The organism is Psychromicrobium lacuslunae, assembly GCF_000950575.1.
Lineage (GTDB): Bacteria > Actinomycetota > Actinomycetes > Actinomycetales > Micrococcaceae > Renibacterium > Renibacterium lacuslunae.
In genome coordinates this window covers 1,020,753-1,037,710 of sequence record NZ_CP011005.1, presented here as the reverse complement: position 1 = coordinate 1,037,710, position 16,958 = coordinate 1,020,753, and the positions used below count along the sequence as shown (strand labels likewise).

Annotated in this window: 14 protein-coding genes; 4 read left to right on the top strand and 10 right to left on the bottom strand. The window is 59.0% G+C overall.

Annotated elements, in window-relative coordinates; all coding sequences use genetic code 11:
- Positions 1–8: 8 nt before the first annotated feature.
- From UM93_RS04785 to UM93_RS04775, 3 genes are read left to right on the top strand one after another with little or no spacing between them, the layout of a single operon-like run.
- The gene (locus UM93_RS04785) at positions 9–842 is read left to right on the top strand and encodes an aldo/keto reductase (RefSeq protein ID WP_045074010.1); all 834 of its coding nucleotides are present in this window, start codon (positions 9–11) and stop codon (positions 840–842) included.
- The gene (locus tag UM93_RS04780) at positions 839–1,753 is read left to right on the top strand and encodes an alpha/beta fold hydrolase (RefSeq protein WP_045074009.1); all 915 of its coding nucleotides are present in this window, start codon (positions 839–841) and stop codon (positions 1,751–1,753) included. Before UM93_RS04785 ends, UM93_RS04780 begins: the two co-directional genes overlap by 4 nt.
- Positions 1,750–2,835, top strand: coding sequence for a glycosyltransferase family 4 protein (locus tag UM93_RS04775; RefSeq protein WP_045074008.1), 1,086 nt, complete (start codon positions 1,750–1,752; stop codon positions 2,833–2,835). Before UM93_RS04780 ends, UM93_RS04775 begins: the two co-directional genes overlap by 4 nt.
- 31 nt (positions 2,836–2,866) lie before the next feature.
- On the opposite strand, the gene UM93_RS04770 is transcribed toward UM93_RS04775, so the two are convergent.
- The 7 genes from UM93_RS04770 to UM93_RS04740 form a co-directional block, all read right to left on the bottom strand.
- Entirely contained in the window at positions 2,867–4,900 is a 2,034-nt protein-coding gene (locus UM93_RS04770) for a primosomal protein N' (RefSeq protein ID WP_045074007.1), read from the bottom strand.
- Between the two features lie 139 nt (positions 4,901–5,039).
- Positions 5,040–6,242, bottom strand: a complete 1,203-nt coding sequence (gene metK / locus UM93_RS04765; protein ID WP_045074006.1) for a methionine adenosyltransferase — start codon at positions 6,240–6,242, stop codon at positions 5,040–5,042.
- Positions 6,243–6,286: 44 nt separating this feature from the next.
- The gene (locus UM93_RS04760; RefSeq protein ID WP_045074005.1) at positions 6,287–7,594 is read right to left on the bottom strand and encodes a bifunctional phosphopantothenoylcysteine decarboxylase/phosphopantothenate synthase; all 1,308 of its coding nucleotides are present in this window, start codon (positions 7,592–7,594) and stop codon (positions 6,287–6,289) included.
- Between the two features lie 14 nt (positions 7,595–7,608).
- Positions 7,609–7,887, bottom strand: coding sequence for a DNA-directed RNA polymerase subunit omega (gene rpoZ, locus UM93_RS04755; RefSeq protein ID WP_045074004.1), 279 nt, complete (start codon positions 7,885–7,887; stop codon positions 7,609–7,611).
- 24 nt (positions 7,888–7,911) lie between these two features.
- Positions 7,912–8,490: a guanylate kinase gene (gene gmk / locus UM93_RS04750; protein ID WP_045074002.1), complete on the bottom strand. Its 579-nt coding sequence runs from the start codon at positions 8,488–8,490 to the stop codon at positions 7,912–7,914.
- Entirely contained in the window at positions 8,490–8,825 is a 336-nt protein-coding gene (mihF, locus tag UM93_RS04745; protein ID WP_045074000.1) for an integration host factor, actinobacterial type, read from the bottom strand. The genes gmk and mihF overlap by 1 nt, the downstream gene beginning before the upstream one ends.
- Positions 8,826–9,011: 186 nt before the next feature.
- Positions 9,012–9,728, bottom strand: a complete 717-nt coding sequence (locus tag UM93_RS04740) for a maleylpyruvate isomerase family mycothiol-dependent enzyme (protein ID WP_045073998.1) — start codon at positions 9,726–9,728, stop codon at positions 9,012–9,014.
- Between the two features lie 285 nt (positions 9,729–10,013).
- Here UM93_RS04740 and UM93_RS04735 point away from each other — a divergent pair, with 285 nt between their 5' ends.
- Positions 10,014–11,492 (top strand): MDR family MFS transporter, encoded by a 1,479-nt coding sequence (locus UM93_RS04735; protein ID WP_045073997.1) that lies wholly within the window; start codon positions 10,014–10,016, stop codon positions 11,490–11,492.
- Between the two features lie 100 nt (positions 11,493–11,592).
- On the opposite strand, the gene pyrF is transcribed toward UM93_RS04735, so the two are convergent.
- From pyrF to carA, 3 genes are read right to left on the bottom strand one after another with little or no spacing between them, the layout of a single operon-like run.
- The gene (gene pyrF, locus UM93_RS04730; protein ID WP_045073996.1) at positions 11,593–12,438 is read right to left on the bottom strand and encodes an orotidine-5'-phosphate decarboxylase; all 846 of its coding nucleotides are present in this window, start codon (positions 12,436–12,438) and stop codon (positions 11,593–11,595) included.
- A 2-nt stretch (positions 12,439–12,440) separates the two neighbouring features.
- Positions 12,441–15,758, bottom strand: coding sequence for a carbamoyl-phosphate synthase large subunit (gene carB, locus UM93_RS04725; protein ID WP_045073994.1), 3,318 nt, complete (start codon positions 15,756–15,758; stop codon positions 12,441–12,443).
- Positions 15,758–16,957 carry a glutamine-hydrolyzing carbamoyl-phosphate synthase small subunit gene (gene carA / locus UM93_RS04720; protein WP_045076882.1) on the bottom strand — a complete coding sequence of 400 codons (1,200 nt, stop codon included), beginning with the start codon at positions 16,955–16,957 and terminating at the stop codon, positions 15,758–15,760. The genes carB and carA overlap by 1 nt, the downstream gene beginning before the upstream one ends.
- Between the last annotated feature and the right edge of the window lies 1 nt (position 16,958).

Here is a 16,958-nt window from a genome sequence, read left to right as displayed (position 1 = left end):
GTCGAACCATGACTTCGCCGCTGTTTACCCTAAATTCGGCCGCGCGGATTCCACGTCAAGGCTACGGCGTTTACAAAGTTCCGCCCCAGCAGACCGCCACCCTGGTGCGGCAGGCAATTGAGGTCGGCTATCGACTGATTGATACCGCGGCGCTCTACCTGAACGAAGAGGGCGTCGGCCGAGCGGTTCGTGAGGCCATCGCTGACGGCTTGGTGCGCCGGGACGAGCTCTTCATCACGAGCAAGTTATGGAACGATCAGCAGGGCTACGACAAGGCATTGCAGGGCTTTGAAGAGTCTCGGCAACGACTCGGCCTTGATTATCTCGATCTCTTTCTGATTCATTGGCCAGCCCCCAAGCAAGATCGCTATCGCGAAACCTATCGCGCCTTCGAGACCCTGCTAGCCGATGGCAAGGTCCGTTCGATCGGCGTCAGCAACTTCCTGCCAGAGCATTTAGAACGCCTGCTCCAAGATAGTTCCGTGGTGCCGGCGGTGAATCAGGTGGAACTGCATCCTTGGTTGCAACAAGGGCCGCTGCGAGCCTTTCACGCCCAACACGGCATCCTCACTCAAGCTTGGAGCCCGCTGGCCCGCGGCAAGATTCTGGACGACCCGCAACTGCTCGCCCTGGCTGAGGAGACCGGGTTGAGCGTGGCGCAACTGTCCCTGTGCTGGTTGCGTGAACTAGGCATTAGCGCCATTCCGAAGGCCTCCAGCCCAGCTCGAATGAAGCAGAACCTCGAGTTGCCTACCGCCGCCCTGCCCGCACAGCTGATGGCGCGAATCGCCCAACTCGACCGCAATCAACGGGTCGGCTCTGACCCCAGGAAGGTCGAATGAACCGTTACGAACCGCAGTTGCAGGATAGAGCGAGCAGAAAATCGGTACGGATCGCCGGTGCCCAAGCACAATACTGGGAGTATCCGGCCAGTCCGGTCACCGAGTCGAGTCGAACGATTCTGGTGGTGCATGGTTTCCGCGGAGATCACCACGGTTTAGAGCGCGTGGTCGAGGCACTGCCAGGGCATCGACTGTTGATGCCCGATTTGCCCGGTTTTGGTGAATCCGAAGCATTTGCGCAGCGCACTCATGACATCGCTGGCTACGCAGAATTTTTGCGCGAATTCATCGCTGCACTGAAACTGTCCAACGACGTCGTGCTGCTTGGCCATTCTTTCGGCTCGATTGTGGCGAGCCACCTTGTCGCCCAGCACCCGGGAAAAGTCAGCGAGCTAATTCTAATTAATCCAATAGCTGCCCCCGCCCTGGAGGGTCCACGAGGGGTACTCTCCAAACTGGCTCAGTTTTACTATTGGTCGTCCGCTAAATTACCGGAAAAACTGGGGCAGTCCCTGCTGCGCAACGGTCTCATCGTTCAAGTGATGAGCGTGACGATGGCCAAAACCAAAGACCCGGAACTGCTCGAATTCATCCACGGGCAGCACCACGCCTATTTCAGCTCTTTCGCCAATCGGGACATGTTACTGGAGGCCTTCAAAGCCTCGATCAGCGGCAATGTTAGACAAGTTGCCCAGAAACTCACCCTTCCCACTTTGCTGATCGCCGGTGAGAAGGATGAAATAGCCGCCTTGCCGGCGCAGCACAAGTTACTGCAGCTCTTACCCGAGGCAGAGTTGGAGGTCATTCCCGGCGTCGGCCATCTCATTCACTACGAAACCCCGCTACCTGCCGCTCAAGCCATTGAGCGTTTCCTGACCGCACATCCGCTCAGCTCGAAAGCCAGTGAATGAAAATTGTGATGGACGCGAGGTTCACTCGCACAGATTTCCACGACGGAATTAGTCGCTACGGTGCCAGCTTGATCGAGGCCACCGCGAAAATTGCGGACGTCACCATGCTGATCAACGATGAACGTCAACTCAAGCTGCTTCCCGAGGTTCCGTGGGTCAAGGTCAATAGCCCGCTGTCCCCGATGGAGCTCTTTATTAGCCGCAAGGTCAATCCACTCGGCCCAGACGCGGTCTTTACCCCGCTGCAGACGATGGGCTCCTGGGGGCGGAAATATGGTCTCATCTTGACCCTGCAAGATCTGATTTACTATCAGCACCCGGAACCACCGGGGTTCCTGCCACTACCGGTACGCATCCTCTGGCGGCTCTATCACAAGGCTTACTGGCCGCAACGAGTGCTACTCAACCGCGCCGACCTAGTGGCAACCATCTCTGCAACCTCACAGTCACTGATTGAGAAATTCCGGCTCACTAAAAGACCTATCAGAATTATTGGCAATGCTCCGCAACCGGGCAAGAAACCACGGGACCCCGCGCAGAAGCCGGAAAAGAGCCTGGTCTACATGGGTTCCTTCATGCCCTATAAGAACGTGGAAACCATGATCCGAGGCATGGCGGAGCTTCCCGAATTCACCTTGCACCTACTCAGCCGGATCACTCCGCAGCGCCAGTCCGAGCTTGAAGAACTGATCCCCGCTGGCGCGAAGGTAGTCTTCCACAACGGAGTGAGTGACGCCGAGTACGACCAGTTAGTCTCCACCGCTACCGCGCTAGTAACGCTCTCCAAGGCCGAGGGCTACGGGCTGCCACTTGTCGAATCGATGACCCTGGGCACCCCGGTAGTGGTAGCCGACACCGAGATCTTCCGCGAGGTAGGTGGAGATGCAGCGAGCTATGTCCCCGCCGATGACTCCGCCGCCTTTGCGGCTGCTGTCGCCAAGCTGAGCGAGCCCGGCGAGTGGCAACACCGCTCGCAGGCTTCGCTGGCACGGGCCGCTACCTACAGTTGGCAGCAGTCCGCCCAAGCACTGCTGGCAATGGCTGAAGAAGCCGTTGAGTTGCGGGGCAGCAAGAAAGCCTAAGAAAACTCCTCCAGCTGAATGCAACACAGTATCAGAGCAGGTCAATACCGTCTGCGCGAACCTGCACGGGCGCTGCATACCTGGAGGCTGAGAGGCTCGCCTTGGTCGAGCGCAATTCGGCCAACACCTGTTGGGCCAGCCCATAAGGAATAAAGATCAACGCCCGATACTCCTCATCACCGGGGCTCGCGGCAAAGCTATTGAGCAAAGTGGGGCCGACAATCCTAATTCCCTGTTCCTCTTCGGGCAGCTCCAGCTGAGCTAGGAAATTTCTGACCGCTAACAAAGCACCTGTGATCGCGACCATGCGCACCGCGGGAGGTAAAGCAAGGGAGCTTCGTTCCGCTAGCTCACGCTCGGCAAAACCTGCCGGATCCCAACGAACCAAAGCGGCGGAAGCCTCGGTTTGCGCTGCGGTCAGCACCACCGTGCCACCATCACCAGCGGCTCGTACTAAAGCCGCAGCAGAAAACCACCGCCGCGCCGCTTCCTCCGCGGCACGCAAATTCTCACGCCGCATCAAGGTATCCCCGTCCAACAACAACGCTGCGGCGTAGCCATTGGTCGCCACCGGTTCGGCGCCCACGGTGGCCACCACCAGGGCCGGCTTATCGGGCACCGAGGCCTTCACGTGATCGTTTGCCGAGGAAATTATTTGCACTTTGGGGAACGCCTTGCCCAGTTCCTCAGCGGTACGTGCCGCACCACTGACGGTGCGCCGTAGTTTGCGGCCACCACAGTGCGGGCAAACGAATTTATGCTCCGGTGTGCCACACCAGCGGCATTGCACAGTTGCTCCAGCCTTGCTTTGACCGAGCGGACCAGCACACTTCGTGCAGCGTGCAGACTCCCGGCAGCTATCGCAAGCTAGCGCCGGAACATAACCACCCCGAGCCACTTGGACCAGCACCGGTCCCTGTAATAAACCCTGTTGGGCAACCTGCCAGGCCCGGTGTGGCAATCGGGCCAGCTGCGCGAGCGGGTCGCGTTCAGTTTCAAAGCTATCGCTGGTACTAATCACCCGCGGCACAAGGCGCCGCGTGACAGATCGTTGTGGCGCGATGGCCTGCAGCCAGCCGGTAGCCAGCAGCCGTTGGACTTCGGTGCTTCGGGAATAGCCGGCCAAGACCAGCGCACTACTGTGTTGTTCGGCTCGAAGCAGCAGAACGTCGCGGGCATGCTGATAGGGTGCCCGTTTTTCGATCAGCAGATCATCACCATCGTCCCAGCAACACAACAAGCCGAGATTTTGCACCGGGGCGAAGGCTGCCGAACGAGTGCCCAGCGCAATGGTGACTTCGCCGCTCAGTAGCTTCAAGAAATTTCGGTAGCGAGGAGTTGGTCCATCTTCAGCGGTCAGCCGAACGAAGCTCTGCTCCCCCAGTAATTCAGCAACTGCGCTGCTCAGTAATTCTAGGTCGCGCTGATCCGGCACTACTGCTATCGCTCCCCTGCCGCTACCAGCACAGACAGCTATCATTTGAGCTATTTGCCGATGCCAGGACAATTGGCCGTAGCCTTTCAGCGCGGTGAATGCTCCGCGCGGGCTGCCTCCGGCGGCTAAATGTTCAAGAAATGGCCGCGCTAGATCAAAGCCGTCGAAGAGATCGGCGGAGAGCGTAACGCTTAGCAACGTCGGCTCTTGCGCGGCTGTAAAGCTCTGCTCCACTTTGGCGACCCGCGGCGGAATAGCTACCCGCAGCACATCGGAAACCGTGCCGGCGTATCGGGCCGCCACGCTCTGCGCCAAGCTGAGAATCTCGGGGGTCAGTACCGGTACCGGGCTAACCACTTTACTGAGATTGGCCAGTCGATGTTCGGTGCTGGCAGTGGCTACCCGCTCCAGCAAATATCCGGCGAGCTCCTGGCCAGCGAAGCGTACCTTGACCCGCACCCCGGGCTGCGCTTGTTCGTCCAGCTCAGCTGGAATTCGGTAGTCAAAGGGACGATCCAGGTGCGGCAACGAGGAATCGACCAGAACCCGCGCAATCGGTAGCTGAGCTGCCGACAGGGCGCCCTCGGGTTCGGGAATCTCGGGCAGCGGCAAAAGCGCTTCAGTGGTCAAAGCACTCCTTCGGCTGGTCGGTTTCCTCTAGTTAATCATGAGGCAGCGACAAGCCGCTGATAGCTCGGTCAACCACCAGTTCGACGCAGCTGACAAAGCAGCCGTGGTGAAGGCTGGGCCGTGCCGGAGGGTATGGTCTTTAGGCGCCGAAGTAAGACTTCAGCGCCTCAACTCGATCCAGTCGCTCCCAGCTGAAGTCAGCGTCCTCCCGACCGAAGTGGCCGTGAGCCGCCGTCTTGGCATAGATCGGGCGTTTGAGATCCAAATCATTAATAATGGCTTGCGGACGCAGATCGAAAATCTCCCGGATAGCATCGCTAATCTTGGCGGGGTCCACCGTTTCGGTGCCGAAGGTCTCAACGTAAGTGCCGACTGGGCGAGCCTGGCCAATCGCGTAAGCGATTTGAATCTCGGCCCGACTAGCCAGACCTGCGGCTACCACGTTCTTCGCTACCCATCGCATTGCGTAGGCGGCAGAACGGTCAACTTTCGACGGGTCCTTACCTGAGAAGGCGCCGCCGCCGTGCCGAGCCATTCCGCCGTAGGTGTCGACGATGATCTTGCGGCCGGTCAGCCCGGCATCACCCACCGGACCACCCACCACGAAGGCGCCCGCCGGGTTCAGGATGTTCCTGGCCGCAGAGATATCGAGGCCTGAAGCGGCCAATACCGGGTCAATGACCACTCGGGCAAGATCCTCGCGCAGTTGGTCTAGAGAGGCATTCTCGGCGTGCTGACTGGAGATCACTACGGTCTCAACGCTTACCGGCTTATCCCCGTCGTAGCCGATGGTGACCTGGGTCTTACCATCCGGACGTAGGTAACTCAGCTCGCCACTCTTGCGCACTTCGGAAAGTCGCTCTGAGAGTCGGTGCGCCAAGAAGATCGGCGTTGGCATGAAAGTTGCCGTCTCGTTGGAGGCGTAACCAAACATCAAACCTTGGTCGCCAGCGCCCTGCAGATCGTAGCTATCAGTGCTGCCCGCCCTGGCCTCTAAAGAGTTAAAAACACCGTCGAAAATATCCGGCGACTGCTGGCCTATCGACACCGAAACTCCACATCGGGCACCGTCGAAGCCATTCGCTGAGGAGTCATAACCAATATTCAAAATGGTTTCCCGAACAATCTGCGGGATTTCCACATAAGCCTCGGTGGTCACCTCACCGGCAACATGAACCAGGCCGGTGGTCGCCAAGGTTTCCACCGCAACCCGAGATTCGGGGTCGGCACTGAGCAAAGCATCCAAAATGGAGTCGCTGATCTGGTCACAGATCTTGTCCGGATGCCCCTCGGTCACTGATTCCGAGGTAAAGAGGCGCAGAGATTCCTTGCTAACAGTCACTTATTCACTCTAACTTCCGCAACCACAGAGAATGATATTGATCCTCAGCGGGCCGCTATTTTGTTCACAATTCGTTCAATGACGGCATCGGCGACAGCCTGCTTGCTGCCTTCCGCCTTGAGTGGTTCGGAGCCATCACGGTCCAGGATGAGTACCTGATTAGAATCCTGTCCGAAAGTCCGCTCACCGCCCTGTGGTCCTTGACCTACCTGGTTCACCACCAGTAAATCGCAGCCCTTACGTTCCAGCTTTGCCTTGGCGTAGTCCAATACGTCCCCGTGCTCATCTCCGGTCTCGGCGGCAAAGCCAACAATCAATTGCGAGCCACCGACGGCATTGCGATGGTTAACGACCCCAGCCAAAATATCGGGGTTCCGCACTAGGGTGATCACCGGATCGGCAGTGTCATCACGTTTTTTGATCTTCGATTGCTCGGTGTGGTCCGGTCTGAAGTCTGCCACCGCTGCCGCCATAATCAGCACATCGGCCGACTCGATGGCGTGCTCAGTTGCAGCCTGTAATTCCAGCGCTGTCTCTACTCGGATGATTTCGACACCTTCGGGGAGTTGCACCTCCAGATGAGCCGCAATCAGCACCACCTCAGCTCCCGCATCACGAGCGGAGTTAGCCAAAGCGATGCCTTGTTTCCCCGAAGAACGATTGCCGAGATAACGCACCGGATCCAAGGGTTCCAAGGTGCCGCCCGCGGTAATAACAACTTTTTTAGTCGATAGCGGTTTGGCTGCCGAGCCGGCCAGCTTGGCAGCGCCGTTCAACCCTGCGCCGTTCAACCCTGCACTGTTCAACCCTGCACCGTTCGATCCGGCACCGTCCACGAGCGCCAGCGCGGCGGCAAAAATATCCTCCGGCTCCGGTAACCGACCCGGGCCGGAGTCGCTGCCGGTCAACCGTCCGACTGCCGGTTCAAGAACGGCAACGCCACGAGATCGCAGCGTCGCCACATTGGCCTGAGTCGCTGGATGAGCCCACATTTCCGAGTGCATGGCCGGGGCGAACAGCACCGGTCCGTGAGCCATCAGCAAGGTGTTAGTGAGCAGGTCATCGGCATGGCCGCCAGCGGCCCGGGCCAAAAGATCAGCCGTCGCCGGGGCAACTACGATCAGATCAGCCTGATGGCCGAGCCGGACATGATTGACTTTCTCCACCTGGTCGAACACGTCGTTACTCACCGTGTGACCGGAGAGCGCCTCCCAAGTCGCCGCACCGACAAAATTGAGCGAGGCCTCAGTGGGGATGACCGTCACGGAGTGACCCGATTCGGTAAACAGCCTTAAGAGAGACGCCACCTTATAGGCAGCAATCCCGCCACCTACTCCCAGGATGATGCGCATTAGCTCTGGGCTAGCTACTCAACGACCTCGGTAGCTTCAGCAGATTCGATCGGCTTGGCTACCAAAAGGCCCTCATTGACCTCACGCAAAGCGATGGAGAGCGGCTTTTCATTGAGCTTAGTGTCGACCAGCGGGCCAACGTGCTCGAAAAGACCCTCGTGCAGCTGCGCGTAGTAGGCGTTGATCTGACGTGCGCGCTTGGCACCGAAGATGACCAGGCCGTACTTCGAATCAGCAGCCTCAAGCAGCGAATCGATCGGCGGGTTAATGATGCCTTCGGCAGGATTAGACACAAATACTCCAAAAATTACTGAGACTCACCGCGGTTTTGCGGTCAGCCCCATGAGGGAAACGAGCTCGTCTGCCGCCCTTTGTACACTGTCATTGATAATCGTGTGATCGAACTCGGGTTCGGCAGCAAGTTCCATTTTAGCGGTTTCCAGCCGACGATGCTGCTCCTCGGCTGTTTCGGTGCCGCGACCGATGAGTCGGCGCACCAATTCTTCCCAACTCGGCGGTGCTAAAAAGACAAATCGGGCATCCGGAACAGCTGCTTTAACTTGCCTAGCTCCCTGCAGATCGATCTCAAGCAGCACCGCTTTACCGGCCGAAACTGCTTCCTCGACTGTGGAACGCAGAGTGCCATAACGATTCTGGCCGTGCACTACAGCCCACTCCAAAAAAGCCCCCTCGGAGATCAACTGATCGAACTCTTCAGGGCTCTTAAAGAAATAGTGCACCCCATCAACTTCGCCGGGACGCGGAGCCCGCGTGGTAGCCGAAACGGAAAGCCAGACTTCGGGGTAGTTATCTCGAATAAAAGTAGAAACGGTACCTTTGCCGACGGCGGTCGGACCGGCTAAAACTGTCAGTCCCGCATGGCCCGGTTGCGGCACTAGGAACCTGCCTGACGGGGGCTGGAGTCAATAAGCTCAATCAATGCCTTGCGTTGGTGTACGCCGAGACCACGAAGCCTCCGGGTGTTAGCGATGCTGAGCTGGTCCATGATAGCGGCAGCACGTACCTGGCCAATTCCGGGCAGGGCTTCTAATAATTCGGTGACTTTCAAACGTCCTAGTGCTTCCTCTGTGTCAGCGGCAACAATCAGCTGGCCGACGGTAACCTTGCCTGCTTTGAGTTTGTTCTTTGCCTCTGCGCGGATGGTACGAGCCTGGGCAGCTTTCTCCAATGCCGAAGCTCGTTCTTCCGCAGTCAAAGGTCTTAAACTCACTGTTAACCTCGTCTAACCTCGCTTGCGCTCGCCGAGGCGTCGGCGACGACTAATAACTTTCCTTGAAACTTATCCGTTCCGGGCCAGCAAAATCAATCCCATTGGCTCGCCAACTCGCTGGCTGAACGGGCCAGTAACACAGCTGCCGACCTCTTTCAGTGCTCGACTGCCGCAGAATAACGCGTCTCAGGGCACTAGATCGGCTTCCAGCAGTCGTTCCAGAATCTGCGAGTCACCGCTGATCTCAGCCAGTTCAAGCAGCGGACGCCGCCGCCAGAGCCCCAGGAAGAGATCACTCGGCGAGGCGAGCAGCACGGCTTGCGGCTCGCCTTCACCCACTTGCCAGCTCGCGGAGCCAGCCTCAAAACGCACCGCCGCCGGATATTCCAGCATCCCGGCCCTCACTCGCTGCGGAAGCAATACGCTCAGCACTTCATCCACGCCGTCCAATGCGATGCTTTCTGGGATCTCGGGAGCTGCTTGCCCCATCGCCTGTGCGAGGTCCTCGACATGGACGAGATGTTCCATATTCTGCCGACGGAACCAAAAAGCAGCTAACCGAGGGGGTGGCCCGAAATTCCAGCTTGGCAAGTCCGGATTGCTGTGTTCTAGGCTCCAGAGTAGCTGCGGGGCGGATTTGCTGAAAGCGTCGAACGGGTCTGAGCCGGGAGCGGACTCCTCGGTGCGCGGCGCGGGTCGCTCTTGGCTACCGACGAGTTGCAGGGTGGCGTGCACCCATTCCTGCACGCTGCCGAGATGGCGATAGAGCGCAGCGATATCCCAGCCCGGACAAGATGGCACCGGAGCGTTAGCCAATTGCCGAGCCAGCTCAAGCCGTCCGAAGAGGAAATCCATCGAAGTCTGCAAGGAGGCGAGCTGTTCTTCAGCGGAAACAGTAGTCATACCGACAGCTTAGGCGCTCCGGGAAACCGCGAACCGGAAAATATTTGCCTCACTGTCTCGACACGTGGTCGGCCTTGCACCTATTGTTTAACGGTGAACATCTGATTTTGAGCCATCCTTGAGTTGGCTTCTCCGCAGCGGATTCCACTAACTAGCACGGCCTAGTTCAGCGATGCACCGCACCAACGCCGATCACCAGTTCAGCGACGAAAACATTCCAGGGAATACATTCTGCCCAGCTAGCCGTTTTGCCGTCAGACTCGTAATACCATTTTGAGGAGAATAATGACCGAGACTCTAAGTCACCCGCCCAGTCCTGACGTACAACGTCGTAATATGCAGGTGATCTATCTGTTGCTGGCCGCAACCTTCGTGGTTTTCCTCAACGAGACGATTATGAGCGTCGCGCTCACCCCGTTGATGAATGACCTTAAGGTCGACCCGAACACCGTGCAATGGCTCTCGACTGCCTTCATGCTCACCATGGCGGTGGTGATTCCGATCACCGGCTTCCTGCTGCAGCGGCTGAGCACCCGTCAGGTCTTTATGACCGCGATGATCCTGTTCAGCCTCGGCACCCTACTGGCTATTGTGGCGCCTGGCTTCAGCGTGCTCTTGATCGCCCGGATCGTGCAGGCCTGCGGCACCGCCATTATGATGCCACTGCTGATGACCACTATTTTGCAATTGGTGCCGGCCTCGTCCCGGGGTAAGACAATGGGCAATATCAGCATCGTGATCTCAGTGGCCCCAGCTATCGGCCCGACCATTGCCGGGGTGATCCTGAGTTTGGGCTCCTGGCGTTGGATGTTTGGCGTGGTGCTTCCGATCGCTCTGGCCATGCTAGCTATTGGCTATCGCTGGGTGCGTAATGTCAACGAACCGAGCAAAGCCCCGCTGGATATTGCCTCAGTGATCCTTTCCGCCTTCGGTTTCAGCGGCCTGGTCTACGGATTGAGCCAGCTGGGACACACCGGGGCGGATGCATCACCCGGTGTGCTGGTGGTTTCGCTCACGGTGGGTGTGGTTGCCTTGGTGGCCTTCGTGCTCCGGCAGCTCAAGTTGCAAAAGCGTGACGATGCCCTGCTGGACCTGAGGACTTTCCGCAGTTCATCTTTCACCGCTACCGTGGTGATGATGCTGGTGGCCATGATGGCGCTTTTCGGCACCATTATTCTGCTGCCGATTTATCTCCAAAAAGTGCTGCATGTGGAGAATCTCTGGGTTGGCTTGATGTTGCTTCCCGGCGGCTTAATCATGGGGCTGTCCGCTCCGATTGTCGGACGACTATTCGATAAGTATGGGCCAAGGCCGTTGCTGGTCCCTGGCACTATTTTAGTGACGGCAGTGCTCTGGATGCTTTCGACGGTCAATGCCGGAACTTCTCCTTACTTCATTTTGGTGATGCACATTCTGCTCAGCCTTGGCTTGGGCTTCACTTTCACCCCACTCTTCACAGCGGGGTTGGCATCGCTGGAACCGAAGTATTATTCACACGGTTCGGCCATTGTGGGCACCGTGCAGCAGGTGGCCGGAGCAGCTGGGACCGCTCTCTTCATTGCGGTGATGAGTTCGCAAGCGGCGAATCTAAGCATTTCGGGCTCGAGTGAAGAGGTGGCCACCGCTGCCGGTATTCGCTTGGCCTTTATGCTGGGCGCGATTCTCTTTACCGCGAATATCTTGATTGGTTTCTTCATTAAGAAGCCTGCCGATAGTGTTGAGGCCGAACTGCCAGCGGAAGGTGTAGAGGCACCAATCCACTAATCAGAACGACCACTCGCCGCTAGGCGGAGTGCTCAATGACTTGGGCGCGGCACTCAATGAGTGCCGCGCCCAACTCGTCCCGTCAGCGGTCCCGCGCTAGCTACAGATCTGCCAGGGTTCGCTCAGTCGCTTCGCGTAGCGCTGCCTGGTTTGGTCCGGCCGCAGCGATGCCCCGGCTGGAAGTGGCTAGCACCTGCGGGTACGCGGCACCAAAAACCCTACGCAAGTCAGCGCCGGTGGCACCTTGTGCACCGAGCCCCGGGGCCAAAATCGGGCCGCGCAGAGTGGTCAGATCAATCTCCAAAGCCTCGAGCGTATCTTCCACCGTCGCTCCCACTACGAGCCCTGTGCTGCCCCAACCAGCGCCCTGGCCGAGCACCCTAGCATTCTCTGCCGAGGCCTCACGAACGATCCCCGCCGCTACCGAACCGCTTGGCTCAGTAGCGCCGGTGTGCTGCACACTGGCACCCTCCGGATTCGAGGTGAGTGCCAGCACGAAAACTCCCCGCCCGGTACGCTCTGCAAGTTCTAGAGCCGGTCGCAGCGAGCCAAATCCCAGGTACGGACTCAGCGTGACGGCATCGGCTACCAGCGGGGACGCATCGTCCAGCCAAGCGCTCGCGTAAGCAGCCATCGTCGAGCCAATATCGCCACGCTTAGCGTCGGCAATAGTCAGCACCCCGGCAGCGCGGGCGGCGGCTAGCAATTCCTCGAGCACAGCGATTCCGGCTGAGCCGAAGCGTTCAAAAAGCGCCACCTGCGGCTTGATCACCGGCACTAAATCTGCCACCGCGTCCAAAATTCCGTGCGAGAAGCGTTTGAGCGCCACCACGTCATCCCCCAGCCCCCATTTGAGTAGCAGCTCAGGATGCGGGTCAATGCCAACACAGAGTTGCCCCTGGACTGCCATCTTGGCTTGTAAACGCTGGCCAAACTGCTCGATCATGGCTACTCCTTCGCCGCTGCCTGGAGCAGCGTTTCAGCATGCTCCTGAAGGCTATGAACCGTCCACTCGAAGCTGCGCATTGCCTCGATGGCGAGCACCGCAACGTTGAACTCAGCCACTGTGGTGATACAAGGAATGCCAATCGAAGTGGCGGCGGCACGAATCTCGTAGCCGTCGCCGCGAGCCTCACCACCCGAGGGAGTGTTGAACACCATATCGATCTCTCCGGCCACAATCAGATCCACAATGGTGCCCTCGCCTTCGGCACTTGTACCTTCGGCGACCTTACGCACCGTAGTGGATTGGATGCCGTTGCGCCGCAGCACCTCGGCGGTACCGCCGGTGGAGACAATCTCGAAGCCAAAGTCGGCCAGTAATTTGACCGCCATGATCACCGCCCGCTTATCTCGGTTGGCTACCGAAACGAACACTTTACCCTGGGTCGGCAACGAATTATTCGCTGCCGCTTGGCTCTTCGCGAAGGCGGTATCAAAGTGGCTGTCAATCCCCATCACCTCACCGGTGGAACGCATCTCGGGTCCGAGGAGGGAGTCGACTACGGCACCCTCCGGGGTGCGGAAACGGCTGAACGGCAGCACCGCCTCCTTGACCGCGACAGGGGAACCCACCGGCAGCGAGCCGCCGTCGAAAGCTCCCGGGCCGGACGCCGGTGGCAGCATCTTATAGGCACTGCGAAGCTGGTTGATGGTCACCCCGGTACCGATCAATGCGGCAGCCTTGGCCATCTGCACGCCGGTCGCCTTGGAGACGAAAGGCACCGTCCGGGAGGCTCGCGGATTAGCTTCCAGCACATAGAGTACGTCGGAGGCTAGGGCGAACTGGATATTAATCAAACCGCGCACCCCGACACCTTCAGCAATCGCCCGGGTGGCCTCGCGGACCCGGTCGATCACCGTGCCACCGAGCGTAATCGGCGGCAGCACACAGGCCGAGTCGCCGGAGTGAATACCAGCCTCCTCAATGTGTTCCATCACCCCGCCGAGGTAGAGTTCCTTGCCATCGTAAAGTGCATCGACGTCAATTTCGATCGCGTCCTCCAGGAACCGATCGATCAGGACCGGATGGTCCGGAGTGATCTCGGTGGCTCCGGCGATGTACTGAGAGAGCTGAGCTTCGTGATAAACAATCTCCATACCGCGGCCACCAAGCACGTACGACGGCCGAACCAGCACCGGGTAACCGATCTCATCGGCCACCCGCTTGGCGTCGTCGAAGGAAACTGCGGTGCCGTTCTTGGGCGCAATCAGAGCGGCCTGGTCGAGCACCCGAGCGAACTGACCGCGGTGTTCGGCCAGGTCGATGGCCTCCGGTGAGGTGCCCAGAATAGGCACCCCGGCATCGGCCAAGTCCTGAGCCAGCTTGAGCGGAGTCTGACCGCCAAGCTGGACGAAAACGCCCATCACTCCCCCGGTGCGTTCCTCGGCAGCAATCACCTCAAGCACGTCTTCCAAGGTGAGCGGCTCGAAGTAGAGTCGAGTGGAGACATCGTAGTCAGTGGAGACGGTCTCCGGGTTACAGTTCACCATCACGGTTTCATAGCCGGCCTTACGCAGCGCCATTGAGGCATGCACGCAGGAGTAATCGAACTCAATGCCCTGACCGATCCGGTTTGGCCCGGAGCCAAGAATAATAATCGAGGGCTTCTCGTGCAGTGCTATCTCATCCTGCTGATCGTAGGAAGAGTAATGGTACGGGGTATAGGCGGCAAACTCGGCAGCACAGGTATCGACCGTCTTGTACACCGGCCGAATACCCAGCGCCTGCCGGACGCCGCGCACCACACCTTCGGTGTTGTGCGTCAACTCGGCGATCTGGGCGTCGGAGAAACCGTGCCGCTTGGCGCGGCGCAGAACAGTTCCGTCGAGCTGGACGGTACCGCGAAGTTCTGCGGCCACCTCATTGAGCAGTTGCAGCTGATCCAGGAACCACGGGTCGATACCGGTCGCGGCGTAAAGCTGCTCAACCGTTGCTCCGCCGGCTAGCGCGCGCTGCACCTGGCCGAGGCGATTCGTGGTCGGTCGTTTTGCCGCTTCGAGCAGCTCCGGAACGTCGAGGGCGTTGACACTGCCGAAGTCGAGCTGCGCACCCTTCTGCTCGAGCGAACGGAGCGCCTTCTGCAACGCTTCAGTGAAGTTCCGGCCGATCGCCATCGCCTCGCCCACGCTCTTCATCGTGGTGGTCAGGGTGGGGTCGGCTGCCGGGAACTTCTCAAAGGCGAAGCGCGGCACCTTGACCACTACGTAGTCGAGGGTTGGCTCGAAGCTTGCCGGGGTTTTCTGGGTGATGTCGTTGGGAATTTCATCAAGGGTGTAGCCGAGTGAGAGTTTGGTGGCGATCTTGGCGATGGCAAAGCCGGTCGCTTTGGAGGCCAGCGCCGAGGAGCGGGAGACCCGAGGGTTCATCTCGATCACCACGACCCGTCCGGTGTCCGGTTCAATCGCGAACTGAATATTGCAGCCACCGGTGTCAACGCCGACTTCCCGGATCACCGCGATCGAAATATCACGTAGTTTCTGATATTCGCGGTCGGTCAGGGTCATTGCCGGAGCCACCGTGATCGAGTCTCCGGTGTGGACGCCGACCGGGTCAAAATTCTCGATCGAGCAGACCACCACGACATTGTCGTTCTTGTCCCGCATCATCTCAAGCTCGTACTCTTTCCAACCCAAGATGCTCTCTTCAAGCAATACCTCTGAGGTAGGGCTGTACTGGATACCAGCACCGGCAATACGGCGCAGATCGGACTCGTTGTAGGCCAGACCCGAGCCCAGCCCGCCCATCGTGAAGGAGGGCCGGACCACCAGCGGATAGCCCAGGTCAGCGGCGGCTTCAAAAGCCTCGTCCAAGGTATGCACGATATGCGAACGGGCAGACTCCGCGCCGCAGCGCTCCACCACGCCCTTGAACTTCTCGCGGTCCTCGCCTAGCTCGATGGCCGCGATATTTGCACCGATCAGCTCGACGTCGTATTTCGCCAAGACGCCGTTTTTATCCAGCGCAATCGCGGTATTCAGCGCGGTCTGGCCGCCCAAGGTCGGCAGCACAGCATCCGGGCGTTCCTTTGCGATGATCTTTTCGACCACCTCCGGGGTGATCGGCTCAACGTAGGTGGCGTCGGCGAACTCCGGATCGGTCATAATGGTGGCCGGATTGGAGTTGACCAGAATGACGCGCAGGCCCTCTTCCTTCAACACCCTCAAGGCCTGGGTGCCCGAGTAGTCGAACTCGGCCGCTTGGCCAATCACAATCGGGCCGGACCCGATCACCAGAACAGATTTTAGATCGTCTCTTTTGGGCATTATTCGCTGACCTCCGTGGTCTTTTCTGCAGTGCTGGCCATTAGGTCAATAAAACGATCAAACAGATAGGCGGAATCGTGCGGTCCAGCCGCAGCTTCCGGGTGGTACTGAACCGAAAAAGCGGGCAGATCCAAGCAGTTCAGACCTTCAACGACGTCGTCATTGAGACTGACGTGGCTCACCTCGACCCGGCCAAAACCGGGCTCAGGAGCGTCGCTGACCCGATCTTTCGGTGCATCAACCGCAAAGCCGTGATTCTGCGAGGTGATTTCCACCTTGCCGGTAGCCCGGTCCATTACGGGCTGGTTGATGCCACGGTGACCGTAGCGCAGCTTGTAGGTGCCAAAACCTAGCGCCCGGCCGAGGATCTGGTTACCGAAACAAATCCCGAAGAAGGGGATCTTTTGTCCCAACACCTCACGCAGCAAAGAAACCTGGCGATCCGCGGTAGCCGGGTCGCCCGGGCCATTGGACATGAAGACGCCATCCGGATTGACGGCCTGGACGTCCTCAAAACTACTGGTTGCCGGTAAGACATGAACCCGGACGCCCCGCTCGGCGAAGCGTTGCGGTGTCATCGCCTTGATGCCCAGATCGATCGCCGCAATGCTAAAAATGGGTGTCCCGTCGCCATTCGCGCCCTGCCAGCCGTGATCTTTCGGTTCAACGATGTAAGCATCCTCGACGCTGACCGTCTCGGCGAGCTGCTGCCCCTCCATCGAGGCTTGCGCAGTCACTTCGGCAAGCAGTTCCGCGACCGGTCGGGTGGCGGCTTCGCCGCTGAAGATGCCGGCCTTCATAGCACCGCGTTCGCGTAAGTGCCTGGTGATGGCGCGAGTATCGACGCCCTGGATAGCGATGATTCCCTGGGCGATCAGTTCTTCGTCGAGGCTGCGTTCCGAACGCCAATTCGAGGGTCGACGGGCGGCATCGCGGACAATGTAGCCAGCCACCCAAATCTTCCGCGATTCGGCGTCTTCATCGTTCACACCGGTGTTACCGATATGCGGCGCGGTTTGCACCACGAGCTGGCCGGCATAAGACGGGTCGGTAATGGTTTCTTGATAACCAGTCATTCCGGTGGCGAAGACCGCCTCGCCGAGAGCGGTGCCACTGGCGCCGTAGCTCTCACCGCTGAAAGTCGTACCGTCTTCTAGAACCAATAGGGCTTTGCCCGAGTTCTGTGTGGCCTGCGTCATC